We start from the raw sequence: 18571 nt of genomic DNA on the forward strand, positions 1-18571 counted from the left end.
CTTACAGAGAGGGGACAATAAAATGAGTGAATTCAATTGGGAGGAAGTCGAACAGGACGAATATTCACGTTCGGCAACACCAAGTTTTGTTAAATTAACCACTCGGAGTTATATCACGGCGATGGGGGTTGCACCGAATCGGTTGGCCGATGCAACATTCACCGATTTAGCAGCGGCGGTTACGGCAGTAGCCAAGCAAATCAGCGAAGGTCCTAACGTTGGCATCAAGATTCCGAATTTTAAGGCATACCGGCCTTATCCGTTGCAGGCAGTTTGGTCAGGCGGTGACAAAATCAGCAATCGCCATGTTTTCCGGATATGGCTCAAACAACCGTTGTTTATTGAAAAGGCACAATTTACGGATGCCTTGGCGCAACTTGATTTTGATCCTGCCATCGCTAAACAGCTGCATTTTGAACAATTGGCAGAAGGCTTTGAGATTCAGAGTTTCAGTGACACGCCGCTGGACGATAGCGCAGCTGCTTTGAAGCGGATTCAAACAACGATTGCGGACAATCAGCTGGTGCCGAAGTACAATGATCGTCATCGTGAAGTATATGTGGCGGGGTATTCGAAAACAGCACCTGTCCTTTTGCGAGTGGCGTTAGACGAAAACTTTGGACAGATTGATGAAGAGCATGTCGTCTATAACTAATCGATAATTGTGGTATTAAACGGTTAAGGTGGCCAAACTAAAATCGGTGCAGGAAACTGTTTGAGTTTCCTGCACCGATTTTGTTTTGCCATTCTGCGTTTTGATCATTTTTGCGGATAAACGATCTGATTGGCCCAGTGATTAATCGGACCATATTGGTGACCAACGGCAATGGGATGACCGATCGCCTGGTTCGTAAAGCGTTTGGCAATGCGAATGGCGTCTTCGATCGTGTTACCCTTACCGATTTCGGCGGTAATGACGGCCGACAGTGTATCGCCGGTGCCGTTGACCCGATCGGTATTGTGGTAAGGTTCGCTCAGCCAGAAGGTTTTGCCGCTTTCCAGCAACACGAAGTCGCGAACTTCTTTTTGCTCAGGATTATCGTGTGCGCCTTTTAGAACAACATTCTTAGCTCCGGAATCTTGCAGTTGATGCGCGGCTGCCTCGATGTTGGCGTCCGTATCAAGCTTCATGCCGGTCAGGTGCTCGGCTTCGTAGTGATTCGGCGTCACAACAGTTGCCAGCGGGATGAGATCATTTTTGACGGCGTCGTACGCGTCTTGTTCCAGTAACATGGCACCGTGTTTGGTGATAATGACTGGGTCAACTACCAACGCGCCAAAATCATATTGCTGCCAGTTCTTGATAATGTCCTGTACCAAAGCGCGATCAGCCAACATCCCGGTTTTGGCCGCGCGGATCTTCAGGTCAGCGGCCAAGGACTTGAACTGGGCATCAATAAACGGCAATGGCATCACCATGCTGTCCTGAATGCCATAGGAGTTGCCGGCAATAGCAGCGGTCAAAACGGTAGCACCATACACACCGCGCATAAAGAAACTATGCAAATCGGCTTGAACGCCGGCACTGCCGTCGCTATCCGTACCGCCAATCGTCATTACTTGCGGAAATTCATTAGCCATGGAAAAACCTCCCAACAAATTGTGAGCGAACACGTTAAGCTGCTTGATTTGTGATGATTAACCTTAATTAAACGCCCGTTTCTGCGGCAACACGGCTTTGAGCCATTCGCCAATAAACGGATATTGCCGGTTTAATTCAATTACCTGAGTTTCCGGATCCGGATACTTCAGATAAACCATATTATTATCAGGATCAATCAGAACTGTAAAGAGTTTTTGATTTGGCAGCGGTAATTCGTAGACACCTTTTTGTTTGCCTTGCCGCATTAAAATCGCATTGTTTGACGCAATGACAAATAGTTCGTCTAAAGCAGGAGAGTTATTGCCGGCAGCAACCCGCACGACTAATTTGAGATGGTGATTGACCAGTTCTTCCGGAATTGTCGTCGATGCCCATTCGAAGCGATCACTTTTCACATCTTCCGAACCCAGATCTTTCCAATCGTGGCCGTCCTCATCCAGAATCTGATAATCGAGCACTTTGCTTTCAAGATCTAAGGTGACATTAATGCTAAAGGCGCCTGCTTTGACAACCGTCTTTTTGGCAACTAATGGCTTGAGGTTGTCAAAACGGGTCTTAAAGTGTAGCCCGTTGACAGGTTGTAAAACTGTTTCATCAATTGATGAGAACTGGTAGCCACCTTGGTTAAGTGCCTTGGTCAACGCAGAAAGTGCCTTGACTTCATCGTCATCGTACGGCAACGCATGGCTGTCGCTTGCGGTTATCTGCAATAAGGTTGGCAGATTGACCGCTTTGAGCGTCGCATCGGCGCTTAAAGGATTCACAATCGTCAATAAGGTGTTATTGTCGTTTTCGGTTGCCTGAATGAGAGTGATTTCGCTGTGCTGTGAATCGGTCGTTGTATCTTTGAACCACAACGTTTGCAAAAAGTTGGCCGGAATTGACGCCATGTTTTGCAACGTCTGATAGAGCTTATCGCGCATGAGGCCGGTGTAGCTGGCTAATAATGCCGTCAAAGCGTCGTCATTGGCGCCCCATAGTGGGGAATCAGCCAGACGGTCGGTTTCGGTTTGATAAGCGGTACTAATTTGTTGCCGTAATTGGGAAACAGATAAGGGCTTAGCAATTAAGGCAGCCAGATGTGTGTCATTCAGATTAAGCATTCGTGCGGCCTCCTTCAAGCTTTAATGACTGCATGAAATCGTCCTTTAGATTGGCAAGGACATTTTCAAATTCAGCAACGGAACTGTAAGTATTCATGACGGCCTGATATTCATAGCGCGTGATGGCTGCAGAAACTTCCAGTTCACGTTTGCGCTTGTCGAAGGTGTCATCAGCGGCCAGCTTTTCTTTGTCAAAGCGGGCTTTGAGTTGTGAAGCGTCTGCGGCTGAGGTTCGGGATGTCGGTGCCGGATCATCGTCGTCGTTTGGATCGATGAAGTTCTTCAGCAACCCCCGGAATCCGCTGCCGCCTTGTGTGGGCTGGTCGCGTTCCGGCGCAACTTCGGCTTCGAGATTATCGATTTGCGTGTGCAGCGAATCAACATCGCGATACACTTCCTTGCGCATCGCGTCTAGTTGTCGATCTAAATAATGATCAGGATCAGCGGAAAAGGCTTCTAATTGCGGCAGAATTTTGCGCTGCTCATCGGTCGACTGGGTGATAGCGCGTAAAATAACATTGATATGACCGAAGTCACGACGGTGGTACCAGTTACCAAAATAGACGGTTCCTTGGTCGTTGACCTCAAAAAAAGGGATGTGCTGACGCAAAAAATCAATGAACCCGATTTGTAAAAAGTCGTGCAACTCGGCTTGGGCGCTTTTGTCGTAGGCTAAGATGTAACCAGGGGCTTCTTCGATGTCTAGCCGCAAGTTTTCGGCGGTTGCATCGATTCCCTGATATAAGCGATAACGTGATTTTTTATGCCAGGCATCGGTAAAATCACTGAAGAATTTTTTTTGGTAAGTTAGACTCGTTTCGATTGACATTTAATATCCTCTCACATTCTATCCGGTTATTTTAAGTGTACCGCATAAACAGGCATATAAGGAAGTTTTATTCTCATTTTTGCCACAGAGAAGGTTGAATCAGCCGCTTTCATCAAATGCATGCTAGAATGAAATCAAATCTGGTTGGTAAGCGTAAACGAAATGAGGTAGGAAGATGAAAATAGCTGTTTTAGGTGCGACTGGCCGGGCTGGGAGCGCGATCGTTGCCGAGGCGCAGCGGCGTGGCCATGAGGTGTTGGCAGTCGTTCGGGATACGCAAAAAGCGGCCAGTCGACTTGGGCAAAATGTCCCGACATTGGTGAAGGCGCCGCTTGAATTGACGGAAGCCGATTAAGATAACGTTGATGCCGTTGTGGATGCGCTGAGTGTACCGTGGGGATCCGGTCGCGGGTATTTGCATTTGGACTTTACGACCCACCTGATTAGTTTGTTACGGAATACGGATACTTTAGCGGTTTTCATTTTGGGTAGCGCAAGTCTGTCGATGCCAGGTGCGGATCATCCCATGATTCTTGATTTTCCTGAGAGTGCTGCAAGCCAGCCGTGGTATGACGGCGCTAAATATCAGTATTATGAATATCGCTTCTTACAGATGACCGATAACGTTAACTGGATCGGGATTTCAGCGAGCGAGGCGTTTCCGACTGGGCCGGCCACGAGTTATGTTGCCGGTAAGGATACCTTGTTGGTTGGCGAAGATGGACAGAGCCACATTACCACAGGGAATATGGCATTGGCGATTCTTGATCAACTGGAACGGCCGACTGCGCTGCAGGATCGGATTACGGTGCGTGATGCGGATGCGTGATGGTGTGGTTGGTTGTTTGGGTGAGTAAAACAAAACACGATCCTTGGTTCGATGGTTGGCCATATGGTGTGGCTGGTCATCGGGCGGGAGTCGTGTTTTTTGGTTTGTAAGTATGTAGGGGGACTGTTGTGTTCTGCAAGGCGGTTGCTGGTGTAGGGGCTGCTTGTAAAGGCTTCGAATGGTTGAAGCAGCGTTAACGGGGGAATGCTTTCTATTATGGGCAAGTATGTCGTCAGAGTTTCGTGTTCTATAACGCGCTCACCAGCCCAGAAACCTGCACATAAGGACCTTGGTCGCAATGGCAAAGACCGCCATCACGCCCAAGGCCACTTACACTCCGGCTTCTAATCGCGCTGGTTCGCGCTCACATAAAAAAAGCCCCACGCATTGGGGGTGCGCGGGGTTTCCGTGTCAGTGCCATTGGGGGTGGTACTGACTTATTTTTACTTTGGAGGAGTAAAAATGAAAAAAGTTGGGTTGGGGTAGTAGTAAGAAGGGGGTAAACTTCCTTGCTACGGTTAAAAGAATAATCCGTAAATGTGAACTTTTTATGACGATCTGACACAAAATTTTAGAACCGTAAATTGCAAGAACAAGTTAGCCAGTCGTTGAGGACAATCCCAGAACAGGCCGTTATCAAATAGAAGTTGTGGCGCTAGAGAGACTACTGGGCCATGCGGCGAACGCGCCGAGCTTCGGCCTCAAAGTTTTGCTGGGGTGTGCAGTAGCCCTGTTGTTTGCGAGGCAACTGATTCAAGCGGTCTTGCGTGGCCTGCACTTGACTAGGGCTAATGTCATCTAGGGACATGCCCTTAGGGAAGTCCTGGCGGATCATCCGGTTATGTGCCTCGTTGGTGCCACGGTCGCAGGACGTGTAAGGATGGGCGTAGAAGATCTCAGTTTCCGTCCCAGCAAAAGCAGTATTTAAGGCGGTGAACTCGGGTCCGTTGTCGGCTGTGATGGTCTTGATGCAAGCTCCCCATTCGCGCTTGATTCCACGCAATGCATAGCTCACAGAGTCTGCATCTCGTCCTTCGATCAAGCGGAGAAGTTGGCAACGGGTCTTGCGCTCAATCAGAGTCAAGATGACGCTCTCCTTGCCATTGCGTTTACCGACAATGGTATCCATCTCCCAGTGACCGAACTGCCTGCGTCGTTCAACGACCTTAGGCCGTTCCTCGATACTGCGGCCAGCCAGGCGCTTAGCCTTGGTGTGGTGCTGGTGAGAGGTCTTCCGCTTAGTCTTCTCCAACAGGTCGATATTTCGAATCTCTAGGCGTTGGTCGTCAATGTACTGGTACAAAGTCGAGGCACAAACAAGCTCTTCAGGAGTAAACAGCTTGTGTCGCTTGGCATAGCCGAATGAAGCATCCGGCGACCATTTGTCCTGCTTAGCTCGCTGTACGTACCAGGCTAAGAAGACCTGTACGCTGGCGAACTTGTCAGGACGATGGCAGCTCAAGCGTGCAGTCTCGTAACGAGCCTGAGCAGCCTCTGGCAGGTATTGTCGATGGTAGACGCGCTTGCCATTACTCTTCTTGACCTGATCTACTGTACCTCGCTTGATTTCATTATTAATGGTCTGCGGGCAGACGCCAATTTCAGCAGCAATCCAACGATTGGACTTCCCAGCTTGGCGGAATCCGGCCACTTTTCCGCGCTCGAGTGATGTTAAGTGCTGACCTTTTTGGCGGTGTGTGCTATCCTGTTTCTGCATCAAGACAATATCCTCTTCCATTGTTTGGGTAGGAACTTCAATGATACAGGATATCTGTTCTTGATGTTTTTTATTGTCCAAAAAATTTTGAGACAGTGGCTAACTTGATTCTAAAATGCGCGAAAATTTTAGAACACGTGTTTTTTCGCTGGTTTTTTGGTAACCACCAGCGTTTATTTGGGAATAAGCGGCAGATTGTCACTTTCCGTCAAAAATAGTCAATTAATTCGATAAGCCTTGGCAAACGTGACATTTCGCTGGCCTTTTTCCCCAAAAATGAGGCCATTAACGGGAAATTTTGGGCGAAAAACGTTAATATTTAAAGAAGACAAAGATGCCAGTTAGAAATTTGAAAATGGGGTAATTTGATGGATCATTCAGTGTCGCCAGTTAATCTTAATAGTCTGACTACTGAAGAAAAAGTGAAATTGACTTCAGGAAAAGACTTCTGGTCTTCCGAAGCGTTTCCTGAGCACGGTATTCCTAGCATTCGGATGAGTGACGGGCCGCATGGTTTGCGTTATCAAGCTGCGGAAGCCGATCACTTGGGCATCAATGACAGCGTGCCGAGTACTAGTTTTCCGACGGCTAGTGCCAGCGCTTCGTCTTGGGATCCTGAACTCATTGCCGCAATGGGTGAGGCGATCGGACTCGAAGCACGGAGTCTGGGCGTTGATGTTGTGTTGGGGCCGGGCGTGAATATGAAGCGCAATCCTTTGTGTGGCCGAAATTTCGAATATTTTAGCGAAGATCCGTTCTTGGCGGGGAAACTCGGTGCGGCTTGGATTCAAGGTATTCAAAAGCAGGGTGTGGCGGCTTGCCTGAAGCATTTTGCGGCGAATAATCAGGAAAATGGCCGCCTGTCGTCTAATTCGATGATTGATCCGGTTGCGTTGCACGAAATCTATCTGGAAGCCTTTCGCATTGCGGTTACTGAAGGGCATCCGGAATCGGTGATGTGTTCTTACAATAAAGTAAATGGTCGTTATGCCAGTGACAATCATTATTTGATGACGCAGGTTTTGCGCAACCAGTTTGGTTTTGACGGCGCCGTCATTACGGATTGGGGCGCACTTAACGATAAGGTTGCTTCGCTGAATGCCGGTACGGATTTAGAAATGCCCGGGGATCAGCACCTTTTTGACAAAGAGGCGTTGAAGGCTTATCAGACCGGCGAGTTGCGGCCTGCCAGTCTGGATCGCGCCGCTGCCAATATTGCCAAAATGGCGCGTAAACAGCGACCTAAGTTCACTGGCTCACGTGAGGACTTACTACATCAGCATGCCCAATTAGCGCAAAAAATTGCGGAAAGTGCCATCGTGCTGTTGAAAAACGATGACGGAATTTTGCCTTTAGCTGCTAATGAGCAAGTAGCAGTGGTCGGCGAGTTGGCCAAAGAGACCCGATTCCAAGGTGCCGGTTCATCGCATATTAAGGCGGCGGAACAGGTGCCGATTTTGACTGGACTCAAGCAAGCTGGCATCGCTTATGATTACGCGGCGGGCTATCGACTGGATGATCAAGTCGATGAGGAAGCAATCGCTCAGGCACTGGAACTGGCCCGCACCCACGACAAGGTCATTTTTGTTGCCGGATTGCCAGATAACTATGAGTCTGAAGGTTTTGATCGCCAAAACATGGCCTTGCCGAAAGTTCAAAATGATTTGCTGCAGGCGATTGCTGCAATTAATCCGCATGTCGTCGTTCTGTTGGTTGCCGGCGCACCGGTTGAGCTGCCATGGTTGGATCAGGTACAGGCGGTTTTGGATTTGTATTTAGGCGGTGAGCAAATCGGCGCGGCAACTGGTCGGGTGTTAACCGGGCAGGTGAATCCAAGTGGTAAGTTGGCCGAAACTTACCCGATTCATTATGCGGATATACCATCTGCGGAGCTTTGCGATCACCGGACGCGCTCCGTACCCTACGTCGAAAGCACGTATATTGGCTACCGTTACTTCGACAAAGCTCAGGTGCCGGTGGCATTTCCGTTTGGCTTTGGCCTAAGCTATACCTCTTTTGCCATTAAAAATGCGCGCCTCACTGACGATCACGTCACCGATGACCAGCCAGTGACGGTACAGGTGGAGTTGACGAATACCGGCAGTCGCGATGGTGCAGAAGTGGTCCAGGCTTACGTTCAGGAACAAACCGCGCGTCCTTTGCGCCCAATCAGAGAACTGAAAGCCTTCAAAAAGGTGTTCGTTAAAGCTGGTGAAACGGTGACGGTTACGTTGGCACTTCCAGCGCAGGCGTTTAAAGAGTGGCATGAACAAACCCAGACATGGGAATTGCCTGATGCCGCAAAAGCCGTGGCCATCGGGACAAGTTCTGCGGATATTGTCAGTGTCTTGCCGGTTCAAGTTCACGGACAGGCCTTTACGAATTTTGAAAATGTCCCTGATTGGTATACCACACCGTCTGGCAAGCCGACCGTGTATGATTTTGAACAACTCATTGGTCAAAAGGTACCGCCGCATCATGAGTTTGTTCCTGGTGAGTTCACGCGTCTGAATACGCCGCGGGAAATGCAGAAATATTCGTGGCTGCTGCGCTTGGTCGCACGGACGGTCATTAAAATGCGTACCAAGGATTACATTGACAAAGACGGTCCAGAGGCCAAGTTCCAGCAGGCGATCGTGTTGGACACACCGCTTATTCGGTTGGCCCAACAAGCAAGTGGCGCACTTAGACTAAGTATGGTAGATCGATTGGTAGCGGCCGCCAATCATCAGTACCTTAAAATGATTTTTAGATAACAAACGTATTGTAAAAAGATTAAAAATTTTTCTTGACGAACGTATCTTCCATTCGGTATTCTTAATTTCATACAAAACCGAAGGAAGTGTTGACCGTGATGAATCATCGGCAAACACAACTGAATACCTTTTTTGGCAGCTTTTTTGGATAGCGGTTTGCAGTCAGATGCAAACCGCGCAAGCAACGGTTTGCATCCATAAGGCTGTCACATTAAATGTGTCAACAACGCCGCATGGATGAACAATAATCCATGCGGCTTTTCTATACCGAAAACACGGGCCAGTCGCATGGAAAAAATGTGACTGGCCCGCTTTTTATTAGGCGAATGTGTTTACGGGCAGGCCAAGGTCAAACTTCCGTGTGTACCCAGTCATCTGCTAAAAAAGGTCTTCACGGTTTTGTCACAGGGTAAGTACGCAACGTCACTTCAAGGAGGACTATCATGAAAAAACATCTTTTACTCGCATTGGCTGGCATGGCGCTGATTGGCTTAACGTTAACGGGTTGTGGCAAGCAATCGAAAGCTGCCAGCAAAGAAACTGTTAAAGTCGGTATTTTGCAATTAATGGATCAGACCGCGTTGACCGAGGCACGCAAAGGGTTTGAGGCGGAACTCGCCAAGGCCGGCTACAAAGGAAAGCGCATCAAGATCGATTATGTGAACGCGCAAGGCGATCAGGCGAATCTCAAAACCATGAGCGATCGGCTGGCGCGCGGGAAGAATGACGTGAATCTCGCCATTGCCACTCCGGCCGCCCAAGCGTTGCAAAAAGCCGACAAGAAGACACCGCTGCTTTTCACCGCTATTACGGATCCAAAGTCAGCCGGATTGGTGACGAACCTGACGAAGCCGGACAAAAATGCCACTGGCGTTACCGATTTAGTTGCCGTTAGCGACCAGATTGACTTACTGCACAAAACATTTCCGCAAGCCAAAACGATTGGGCTGATGTACAACGCCGGCGAGCCCAACTCGGTCTATCAGATCAAGCAAGCTAAAGCACATCTCAAGAAGCTGGGCCTGCGTTACCAGATCAAGACAGCCGCCACGACTACCGATGGTCAAAGACGGTGGCACGATTACCAAAGGCATTGATTATCGCGATCTTGGTAAACAAACCGCCAAAATGGCAATCAAACCGCTGAAAGGCACTCCGGTCAAAAAACTCGCCCTCGAAAAACCGGCCAATGTTAAAACCGTGAAAAATGACGCCATGTTAAAAGTGGTGAAACAAAAAGTTAACTTACCGAAGTAACCGGTATAACAACCTTCTTTGACATTTTAAACCGAGCAAAACCTGAGATAGTCAAAATAATCGTGAAAATATGTGTTGACAAGATGAAATTATGAGGATACCCTTAGAAACTAGCCAGAAGGAACAAACTTTTGGACACAAGGAGTGTTGATCATGAGACAAAGCAAAACAACACAACTTAATCACGCGTACTATTACGGCTATTTCGGATAATGGTTTGTATCTCATGGATACAAGCCAATCAGGTTTGTATCCATGATGGCCGTGAGTATTTCACTTGCAATTAACCGCCACATGGACGAATTCATCCATGTGGCTTTTTCTTTCCCGGGAAAAAAGTAAGAGGCCCGCCACACGGATGAGTAAATCCGGTGGCGGGTCTCTTTTTAGAGCAGAGCGAGAGCGTGGCCGGTTAGAAACCGGAGCATAAGTGGCCTTGGGCGTGATGGTCCGGGCTTAGGCCATTGCGACCAAGGCCCTTACACGTAGACTTCTGCGTCAGTGAACGCGTTTCAAATTAGTGTCGGCGCCTTTGCAGTGTTTTCTATATGTACTGCAAGCCAGAGCCCGACGCTGTCCTGCTCACAACCGTGCGCGGGTACCTTAACCACCCGCCCAAACCAGCACGTCGATTCACCAAACATCTCAGGAGGAAGAAAAAATGAAACTCAAACGAATCGCTGCCGTCGCAGCAACCGCACTAGCCATCATGACGTTAGTTGGCTGTGGCAAGTCAACCAAAGCCGCGGCTGACAAGAGTCAGGTAAAGGTCGGCGTTTTACAGCTCATTGACCAACAGGCTTTAACTGCGGCCCGCAAAGGTTTTACGGACGAACTTGCTAAGGCCGGTTACAAAGGCAATAAGATCAAGCTGGATTACGTCAATGCCCAAGGCGACCAATCGAATCTTCAAACCATGAGTCAGCGTCTTGCCCGCGACAAGAATGATCTTAACTTGGCCATTGCGACTCCCGCTGCTCAAGCGTTGCAAAAGGCGGATACCAAAACGCCAATGCTGTTTACGGCGATCACTGATCCTAAGTCAGCTGGATTAGTCACTAATCCAGAGAAACCAAATAAGAATGCCACCGGCGTCACCGATAAAGTCGATGTGGCGGGCCAGATCAAGTTTATTCATAAGGTCTTTCCGAAGGCCAAAAAGATCGGCCTACTCTTCAACGCCGCGGAGCAAAACTCGCAAGTTCAAGTTAAGCTAGCCAGAGCTGCGATTAAGAAGCTCGGGCTGACAGCCGTTGAAAAAACGGCAGCGACAACCAATGATGTTGAGCAAAGTGCATCGGCATTGATGAAACAAAGCGATGTCATCTACATTCCAACCGACAACACGATGGCAGCTTCCATGGCGACGATCGGTAAAGTCAGCACCAAAGAAAAGATTCCCGTGGTTCCGGCAGACGCGACCATGGTTAAGCTGGCTGGAGTTGCCACTGTGGGCATCAACTACGAAGATCTTGGCAAGCAAACCGGCAAACTAGCCGTGCAGTTGCTGAAGGGTAAGAAGGTTAAAGATTTGTCGGTTGAATAACCATCCAAGACGCGATTGGTGATTAATCCGGAACGGATGCGGCAATTCGGGCTGACAAAAGCCATGTTAGAAGAAGCAGAATAAACAAACGATTTAAAAAACGAGGGGATTCGTTATGGACATTGTGACATCGAGTATTGCCCAAGGATTATTATGGTCGGTTATGGCAATCGGCGTGTATCTGACTTTTCGTATTTTAGACATTGCAGATATGACAGCAGAAGGGAGTTTTCCTTTAGGGGCAGCGATTACCGCCCATGCCATTGTATCGGGGACAGGACCGATTGTGGCAACACTAATGGGATTTGTTGGTGGCGCTTCAGCTGGGGCAGTTTCCGGATTTTTGACCACCAAGCTGCATATTCCGGATTTGTTAACCGGTATTTTGACGATGACGGGCTTATATTCGGTGAACCTGTTCATTATGGGCAAGGCGAATATCAGCTTAATTGGCACCGTCAAAACAGTTTTCAATTTGACTGACAGCGGTGACGCGACGACGATCGGCATCATGGTTGGGGCGATCGTGGTAGCAATGGTCATCGGCATCTTGGTGTTCTTTTTCCATACTGAAATGGGATTAGCGGCGGCCGCAGTTGGTAACAATCAGGATATGGCGGCGGCGAATGGGATTAACAATGACGCCATGAAGATCATCATTTATATGCTAAGCAACGGGCTCATTGCCTTGTCGGGCAGTCTCATGGCGCAAACCAATGGCTATGCCGACTTATCGATGGGGATTGGCACGATTGTCATCGCCCTTGCTGCCATTATCATTTCAGAGATTCTGGTTCGCGGCGTCCCGCTGTGGGCCCGGTTGTTGATGATCATTGTCGGTGCTGTGATTTATCGGTTGATTATTGCGGTGGTATTGGACATGGGCGTGGATCCGAACTACTTGCGCTTCTTCTACGCACTTATGTTGACGGTCTTCCTGTCCTTGCCATTACTGAAGAAGAAACTTTTCCAACTAAAAGTGCGGCATGGCAATCGGCGTCCGGTCAAGCAAAGTCAGACAACGACATCAAAGGCGGCAGAAACGATGACCGTTTCGCCGCTGGAACAGCAAAAGGAGGCGCGGTAAGATGGCAGTTCTTGAAGTACACGGTTTGCATCAGTATTTTGAACAGGGAACCGTCAATAAAAACCACGCATTGAAGGGTATTGACTTGAGCCTGGAACGTGGCGAGTTTGTGGCGATTATCGGAGGTAACGGCGCGGGCAAATCCACGTTACTTAACAGTATTGCCGGTACCTTGCCAGTTAATCAGGGACAGATTCTCATTGACGGCAAAGACGTGACCTACCAAAACGTTGCCAAGCGTGCTAAATTAATTGCCCGGGTTTTCCAGGATCCCCGATCAGGCACGGCTTCGTTGTTGACGATTGAACAGAATCTGGCTTTGGCGGAAAAACGCGGTGATTGGCGCAACTTTTGGGCGAGTGGCGTGAAGCGGCGCGATCGCCAACACTTTCAAGAGAAACTTGCGACACTGGGATTGGGACTGGAGAAGCGATTAGGTGCTGAGATGGGCCTGCTTTCCGGCGGTCAACGTCAGGCGGTCACGTTGTTAATGGCGACGCTGAAAAAGCCGGCGCTGTTGCTGCTAGATGAACACACGGCAGCGCTTGATCCGCAAACCAGCGCAACCGTCATGGCGTTGACCGATCAGATGGTAAGAGCGCAGAAGATCACCACGTTGATGATCACCCATAACATGGCGAGTGCCTTGAAATATGGCGATCGGCTGATCATGCTGGACCATGGCGAAATTGCTGTGGATGTCCGCGGTGAGGAAAAGCAAAATCTGACGGTTGAAGACTTGCTGACGCTGTTCAAAGAACGCAGCGGGCAGGAGTTTGCTGATGATGCGGTTTTATTAAGTTAATGGTTTGGATGTGAACCAGCTAGTTAGTGAGTGAGTGCTAAAAAGTGGCTTAATTGAAAAGACACCTGAATTCCCAACACGTCTATCGTTGGGAGTCCAGGTGCTTTTTAATTTTGACAGATAGCTGACTTTGCTCCTCTAAATATTCTCAAGCCATACTAACAACCGTTCTGACTGGATGGTGCGTAAAGTGGTTGTTTAACGCTTGCGGAAGATCAGCTAGGTTGATTTTTTGGAAGGGAACAGGGTTTAACTTTGCCAGCGCCGTCCATGCTTCTTGACGTAATTCATTCGGGGCGCTGACGGAATCCACGCCTAACCAGCTAATATTCCGTAAGATAAACGGAAAGACTGTTAGCGGCAAGGAAGTACCGGCCGCGTTGCCGCATAACGCGACTGCACCGTTGTAGCGCATGCTTGGCAGTAGACTGGACGTGAAGCTGCCGCCGAGTGGATCAATGGCGTAATCAAATTGTTGGCGGCTCAGGGCTTTGCCTTTTGGTAATTCGTCTAACGCCAAGGTTGCGGTGGCTCCCAGATCGCGAACTTGCTGTTGCTGATCAGGGGTGCGCACAACCGCAATTCGATTTGAAAATCCGGCATTTTCTAACAATTGTAAGGCAATGCTACCGACGCCACCCGTTGCGCCGCCCACTAAGATCTGGGGATTTTGTTCTGGCGTCATGCCAGCTTGCATCAACGCATTGACGCATAATGCTGCCGTTAACCCTGCCGTCCCGAATGCCATGGCCGTTTCAAGCGTCATGTTCGGCGGTAGTGGCATGGCCCAACTTGCCGGGATGCGGGCATATTGGGCATAACCGCCGCCTTGACTGACGCCTAAGCCATGGCCGGTTGCCAGAATCTGATCGCCTTTTTTAAATTGCGGATCCTGACTAGCTACAACCGTGCCGCTGAGATCAATACCGAGAGTTTGCGGGTATTGCCGAATAATTTGGTTGTGCGGCTGGTAAGCTAAGGCATCTTTATAATTAATGTCTGAATAAGCGACGCGGATTAAAAGTTCGCCCGCGGACAGATCATCTGTGGTGATCGTTTGTAGTGTCGCTTTTTGGCCGTCGTGAATGAATGCTTGAAAGAACTGCATCGAGCTACCCCCTCGTAATAAGAATCACATCTATGCTCAATTATTAACTAAATCATAGCAGTTTCATTCGTAATAACCAAACGCTCGTTATTCGTTGTCGCTAACCAGATTCGGTTGGTGCCAGGCCGCCAGTTCGTGCCGATGCTGCCAACGTTTGTAGCTTTCGACAATCAGCATTGGTAACCAGACGGCTACGAACACAATAAGCCACTGGCTGAGAGTTAAAGGAGCCAGCTGGAAGATTTGTTGAAACGGTTGAAGGATTGCTAGCAGCAGAATGATCGCCATGGTCCCCAATAGGCTGACGGTTAAAATCGGATTACTGGTCAAAGCAGTCCGGTTGAGCCGCGCCCGGGTTTTGATCGGGAAGACATCAAGCATGGAGCCAATCGCCAAAGTCAGGAAGAGCATGGTCATGCCGACAATCGGTTGATCAGGGCTGACAACGAATCGCCCGATCGCATAGATACCGAGGATCAGTCCCACATAAGTCACCGTGCGCACAGCGACGCGTTTGCCGAGGCCATTGGCAAAAATACTGGCTTTTTTAGGAATCGGCTTGAGGTGCATGATGCCGGGTTCAGCCAGTTCGCGGCTCAGGAAGAATCCCGGGATCCCGTCGGCAAGCACGTTGACAATCAACAGTTGTTCCGGTGTCATCACGGCGCCCCAGCCGATTAAAACGGCGATTAGCATGGTGAAAATTTGGGCGAAATTGACGGAAATCAGAAATTCAACGGCTTTGAGAATATTTTGGTAAACTGTTCGTCCTTGCGCCACCGCGTCGATAATCGTAGCAAAGTTGTCGTCGGTCAAAATCATATCGGCCGCGTTTTTCGCCACGTCAGTTCCGGTGATGCCCATCGCAATGCCGCCGTCTGCAGCTTTCAGCGCTGGCGCATCGTTGACCCCGTCACCGGTCATGGCGACAACGGCTTGTTGCTGTTGCCAGGCTTTCACAATGCGAATTTTGTCACTCGGGGTCGTGCGGGCAAAAACGCGAATCTGGTGAATGGTGGCAGCTAAGGTTTCATCACTCATTTGGTTTAACTCGTGACCGGTAATCGCGCGGTGACTGCCATCAAGAATCCCGATATCCCGGGCAATGGCGGTGGCAGTGTCAAGGTGGTCACCCGTAATCATCACGGTGACAATCCCGGCATCTTTTGCAGCTTGAATCGCAGCCGGAACTTCCGGGCGCGGCGGATCGATCAGCCCAATGAGCCCCAGTGGCTGAACCTCTGTAAGCTGATTCTCCCAATCAGCTCCGGGATCGGCTGTGAATTCTTGGTAGCCGGCAGCTAGGACGCGCAATGCCTGTCCTGTCATCTGATCATGAACCTCAGTGGCTTCGGTTTGCCAATCCGGCGCTGAAAAGGCAATCCGATCCACAGCGCCTTTAATAATAGCAAGATAGTGGCCTTCCGGAGTGCGGTGTAACGTCGCCATGGTCTTTTTAGCTGATGAAAAAGGGGCCTCAGCGATGCGTGGGTAACGGGTTTCAAGATCGTCGCGGCTTAAGCCATAGTGGGCAAGCAACCGCATAATGGCCAGCTCGGTGGCGTCACCGATGTCTGGTTCGTCCTGATCGGTTAACTTGGCGTTGGTGGCGAGTCCTAAATAGGATAGAAAACGGCGCGCGTCAGTCGTTAGCGGTTCGGCTGTAGCCTTTTGAATATTAGGCTGCCCGAATGACCAAAAATGCGTCACGGTCATCTTATTTTGCGTTAAGGTACCGGTTTTGTCCGAGGCGATGACGTTGACATTGCCGATGGTTTCGACTGCGGTAACTTGACGAATGATCGCGCGGCGCTTGGCCATTTTCTGAACACCGTGTGTCAGACTCAAGGTGACAATGACCGGCAATGTTTCCGGAACTGCCGCGATGGCTAAGCTGACACCAAGCATTAGACTGTCTGCCAAAGTTTCCTGATGATACAGCATGGCTAATAACATGGTTAACGCGCCGCCTAAAACTGCAACTAATGATAGCCGTTTGCCAAGTGCGTCGAGCCGTTTAGCGAGTGGAGTGACCTGCTTTTTGGTTTGGTTTAATAGCGAGGCAATTTTTCCCAGTTCGGTATTCATCCCAGTCGCCGTGACGATCGCGGTTGCTTTTCCGCTGGTAATTGCGGTGCCGGAAAAAATGCAGTTAGCCGCATCGCCGAGATTTTCAGGAACTTCAGCTAATGGGGCAGCTGATTTAGCAACAGATTCGCTTTCGCCGGTTAAAACGGCTTCGTCTGCTTCAAGTTCCTGACTTTCAATCAGCCGGACATCTGCAGCAACGGCATCGCCAGCATTGAGCAGCATTAAGTCACCTGGAACTAAATCCGCCGCTTGAATGGTTTGCGTTTTATCATCGCGAATCACGGTAACAGTGTGAACAGTCATGGCTTTTAACGCAGCCAATGCTTTTTCGGCGCTGTGTTCCTGATATAAGGCAATGACAACGTTTAAGATCACAATACTGCCAATGACAATCGTCTTGGTCCAGTTACTGTCCGTCGTCAATGCAAGATAAGCGGATAGGCCGACAGCAAAGAGCAAGATCAATGACGTGATATCGCTGAGGTGGTGGGCGATTTGCCGAAACAAGCTAGGCTTTTTGGCAGCGGTCAATTGATTGGAACCATTTTGTTGCCGGTGTTTGACAACTGTGTCAGTTGTCAGACCGGTGGTGAGGTTAGTGTCAAATTCAGCGGCCAAATCGCTCGGCGTCAGAAGTGTCAAGGCTTAGGTCGTTGTTGGCATACACTCAGTCCTTTCTGGGTTGGGTGGGTCATGTCAATACTTACTTATAATAACCGTAACATGACAAAGTGTCGTCTGTAAAATTTTGAATCGGCACGCCGGTTTCTAACCGGGCTGGGTCACGCTCACAAAAACAGGACTGCCGAGTGATGACCAGCAGTCCTGTTTTATCAATGGTGAATAGAGCTTTCTTTAGTTTTGCAACGCATGATAGCGATAATGCGGCTGTTGCGCTGCTTGGGTTTTGAAGCCATAGGTGTCGGCAACGATGTAAAGCGGTCGATGGCGACTTTCGGCAAACATTCTGCCGATGTAATTGCCAAGTAGTCCGATCGTGAAGGTCACGCCGGCGCCGACAAAGAAGGTGGCACTAATGACCCAAGTCAATAAACTGAGGCGGCCGAGGAGAAGGTTGACGAAGGTGGTGGCAACGGCTATTAAGAGGAAGAAGCCACTTAACCAGTTGGCAATCGTCAAAGGGACAGTCGAGAAGCTGGTGATGCCATTCATGGCAAGATGCAGCATTTTCCGCAACGGATAGTGGGTTTTACCAGCCGTGCGTTCTTGCCGATCGTATTCTACGGCGACTTGTTTATAGCCGACCCATGAGACCATGCCGCGAACATACGGATCTTGTTCGTTCATTTGTTTTAAAACGTTGACAACACGACGGTCCATGAGTCGAAAGTCGCCGGTGTCAACCGGAATATCGATACTCGTAACAGCTTTCAGCACCCGATAAAATGTTTCGGCGGTCAGCTTTTTAAACCAGGTTTCACCGCTGCGTTTGCGGCGCTTACCGTAAACAACATCATAGCCTTCCCGCCAGCGCGCCAGCATTTCGGGAATCACGCGGGGCGGATCCTGCAAGTCAGCGTCCATGACGACAACCGCGTCACCGCTGGCGTAACGGATGCCGGCCGTAATCGCCAGTTGATGGCCAAAGTTGCGTGAAAAATCCACCAGCCGAATCGTCGGGTTTTTGGCCACAGCAGCTCTTATCTGATCGGCGCTATCGTCGGTCGAGCCGTCGTTGACAAAAATGAGCTCATATCGTTCCGGTCTTGCACGGACGTAATTAGCCAATTCCTTGATCGTCTCACCGATACCGGCGCTTTCGTTATAGACTGGCAAAACGATTGAGATGAAGGGATCCTTTTCTTGTCGCATAGCGCAT

Annotated in this window: 11 protein-coding genes and 3 pseudogenes; 7 read left to right on the forward strand and 7 right to left on the reverse strand. The window is 49.5% G+C overall.

The features are described from left to right. Positions 1 to 22: 22 nt before the first annotated feature. A complete protein-coding gene (locus tag LBCZ_RS02465) occupies positions 23 to 655 on the forward strand; it encodes a hypothetical protein (RefSeq protein WP_025013222.1) in 633 nt (210 codons plus the stop codon). A 104-nt stretch (positions 656 to 759) separates the two neighbouring features. Here the strand turns inward: LBCZ_RS02465 and thiD are convergent, their stop codons facing one another. From thiD to LBCZ_RS02480, 3 genes are all read right to left on the reverse strand, one after another. Then, the gene (gene thiD / locus LBCZ_RS02470; RefSeq protein ID WP_025013223.1) at positions 760 to 1581 is read right to left on the reverse strand and encodes a bifunctional hydroxymethylpyrimidine kinase/phosphomethylpyrimidine kinase; all 822 of its coding nucleotides are present in this window, start codon (positions 1579 to 1581) and stop codon (positions 760 to 762) included. 63 nt (positions 1582 to 1644) lie between these two features. Beyond that, on the reverse strand, positions 1645 to 2706 hold the full coding sequence (locus LBCZ_RS02475; protein ID WP_025013224.1) for a hypothetical protein: 1062 nt from the start codon (positions 2704 to 2706) through the stop codon (positions 1645 to 1647). Beyond that, entirely contained in the window at positions 2699 to 3535 is an 837-nt protein-coding gene (locus LBCZ_RS02480) for a hypothetical protein (protein WP_025013225.1), read from the reverse strand. The genes LBCZ_RS02475 and LBCZ_RS02480 overlap by 8 nt, the downstream gene beginning before the upstream one ends. 175 nt (positions 3536 to 3710) lie before the next feature. Here LBCZ_RS02480 and LBCZ_RS02485 point away from each other — a divergent pair. Then, positions 3711 to 4364 (forward strand): annotated as a pseudogene (locus LBCZ_RS02485) (NAD(P)H-binding protein). Between the two features lie 664 nt (positions 4365 to 5028). On the opposite strand, the gene LBCZ_RS02490 reads toward LBCZ_RS02485, so the two are convergent. Further along, on the reverse strand, positions 5029 to 6081 hold the full coding sequence (locus tag LBCZ_RS02490; RefSeq protein ID WP_041084708.1) for an IS30 family transposase: 1053 nt from the start codon (positions 6079 to 6081) through the stop codon (positions 5029 to 5031). Positions 6082 to 6449: 368 nt separating this feature from the next. Between LBCZ_RS02490 and LBCZ_RS02495 the strand changes: the two genes are divergently transcribed. The 5 genes and pseudogenes from LBCZ_RS02495 (at position 6450) to LBCZ_RS02515 (ending at position 13532) form a co-directional block, all read left to right on the forward strand. Next, positions 6450 to 8837, forward strand: a complete 2388-nt coding sequence (locus LBCZ_RS02495) for a beta-glucosidase family protein (RefSeq protein WP_039639548.1) — start codon at positions 6450 to 6452, stop codon at positions 8835 to 8837. 443 nt (positions 8838 to 9280) lie between these two features. Next, a pseudogene (locus LBCZ_RS02500) lies at positions 9281 to 10094 on the forward strand (ABC transporter substrate binding protein). 661 nt (positions 10095 to 10755) lie between these two features. After that, positions 10756 to 11724 (forward strand): annotated as a pseudogene (locus tag LBCZ_RS02505) (ABC transporter substrate binding protein). A 31-nt stretch (positions 11725 to 11755) separates the two neighbouring features. Continuing rightward, a complete protein-coding gene (locus LBCZ_RS02510) occupies positions 11756 to 12727 on the forward strand; it encodes an ABC transporter permease (RefSeq protein WP_025012269.1) in 972 nt (323 codons plus the stop codon). Between the two features lies 1 nt (position 12728). Continuing rightward, positions 12729 to 13532 carry an ABC transporter ATP-binding protein gene (locus tag LBCZ_RS02515; protein WP_025012270.1) on the forward strand — a complete coding sequence of 268 codons (804 nt, stop codon included), beginning with the start codon at positions 12729 to 12731 and terminating at the stop codon, positions 13530 to 13532. Positions 13533 to 13680: 148 nt separating this feature from the next. Here the strand turns inward: LBCZ_RS02515 and LBCZ_RS02520 are convergent, their stop codons facing one another. The 3 genes from LBCZ_RS02520 to LBCZ_RS02530 all read right to left on the reverse strand — a co-directional run bounded on the left by LBCZ_RS02520 (position 13681) and on the right by LBCZ_RS02530 (position 18564). Beyond that, on the reverse strand, positions 13681 to 14640 hold the full coding sequence (locus tag LBCZ_RS02520) for an acrylyl-CoA reductase family protein (protein WP_025012271.1): 960 nt from the start codon (positions 14638 to 14640) through the stop codon (positions 13681 to 13683). Between the two features lie 87 nt (positions 14641 to 14727). Beyond that, positions 14728 to 17373 carry a cation-translocating P-type ATPase gene (locus LBCZ_RS02525; protein WP_225421659.1) on the reverse strand — a complete coding sequence of 882 codons (2646 nt, stop codon included), beginning with the start codon at positions 17371 to 17373 and terminating at the stop codon, positions 14728 to 14730. A gap of 213 nt (positions 17374 to 17586) precedes the next feature. Then, positions 17587 to 18564 (reverse strand): glycosyltransferase family 2 protein, encoded by a 978-nt coding sequence (locus tag LBCZ_RS02530; RefSeq protein ID WP_025012272.1) that lies wholly within the window; start codon positions 18562 to 18564, stop codon positions 17587 to 17589. Positions 18565 to 18571: the final 7 nt, after the last annotated feature.

Source organism: Lacticaseibacillus casei DSM 20011 = JCM 1134 = ATCC 393 (assembly GCF_000829055.1).
GTDB classification, from domain to species: Bacteria; Bacillota; Bacilli; order Lactobacillales; family Lactobacillaceae; genus Lacticaseibacillus; species Lacticaseibacillus casei.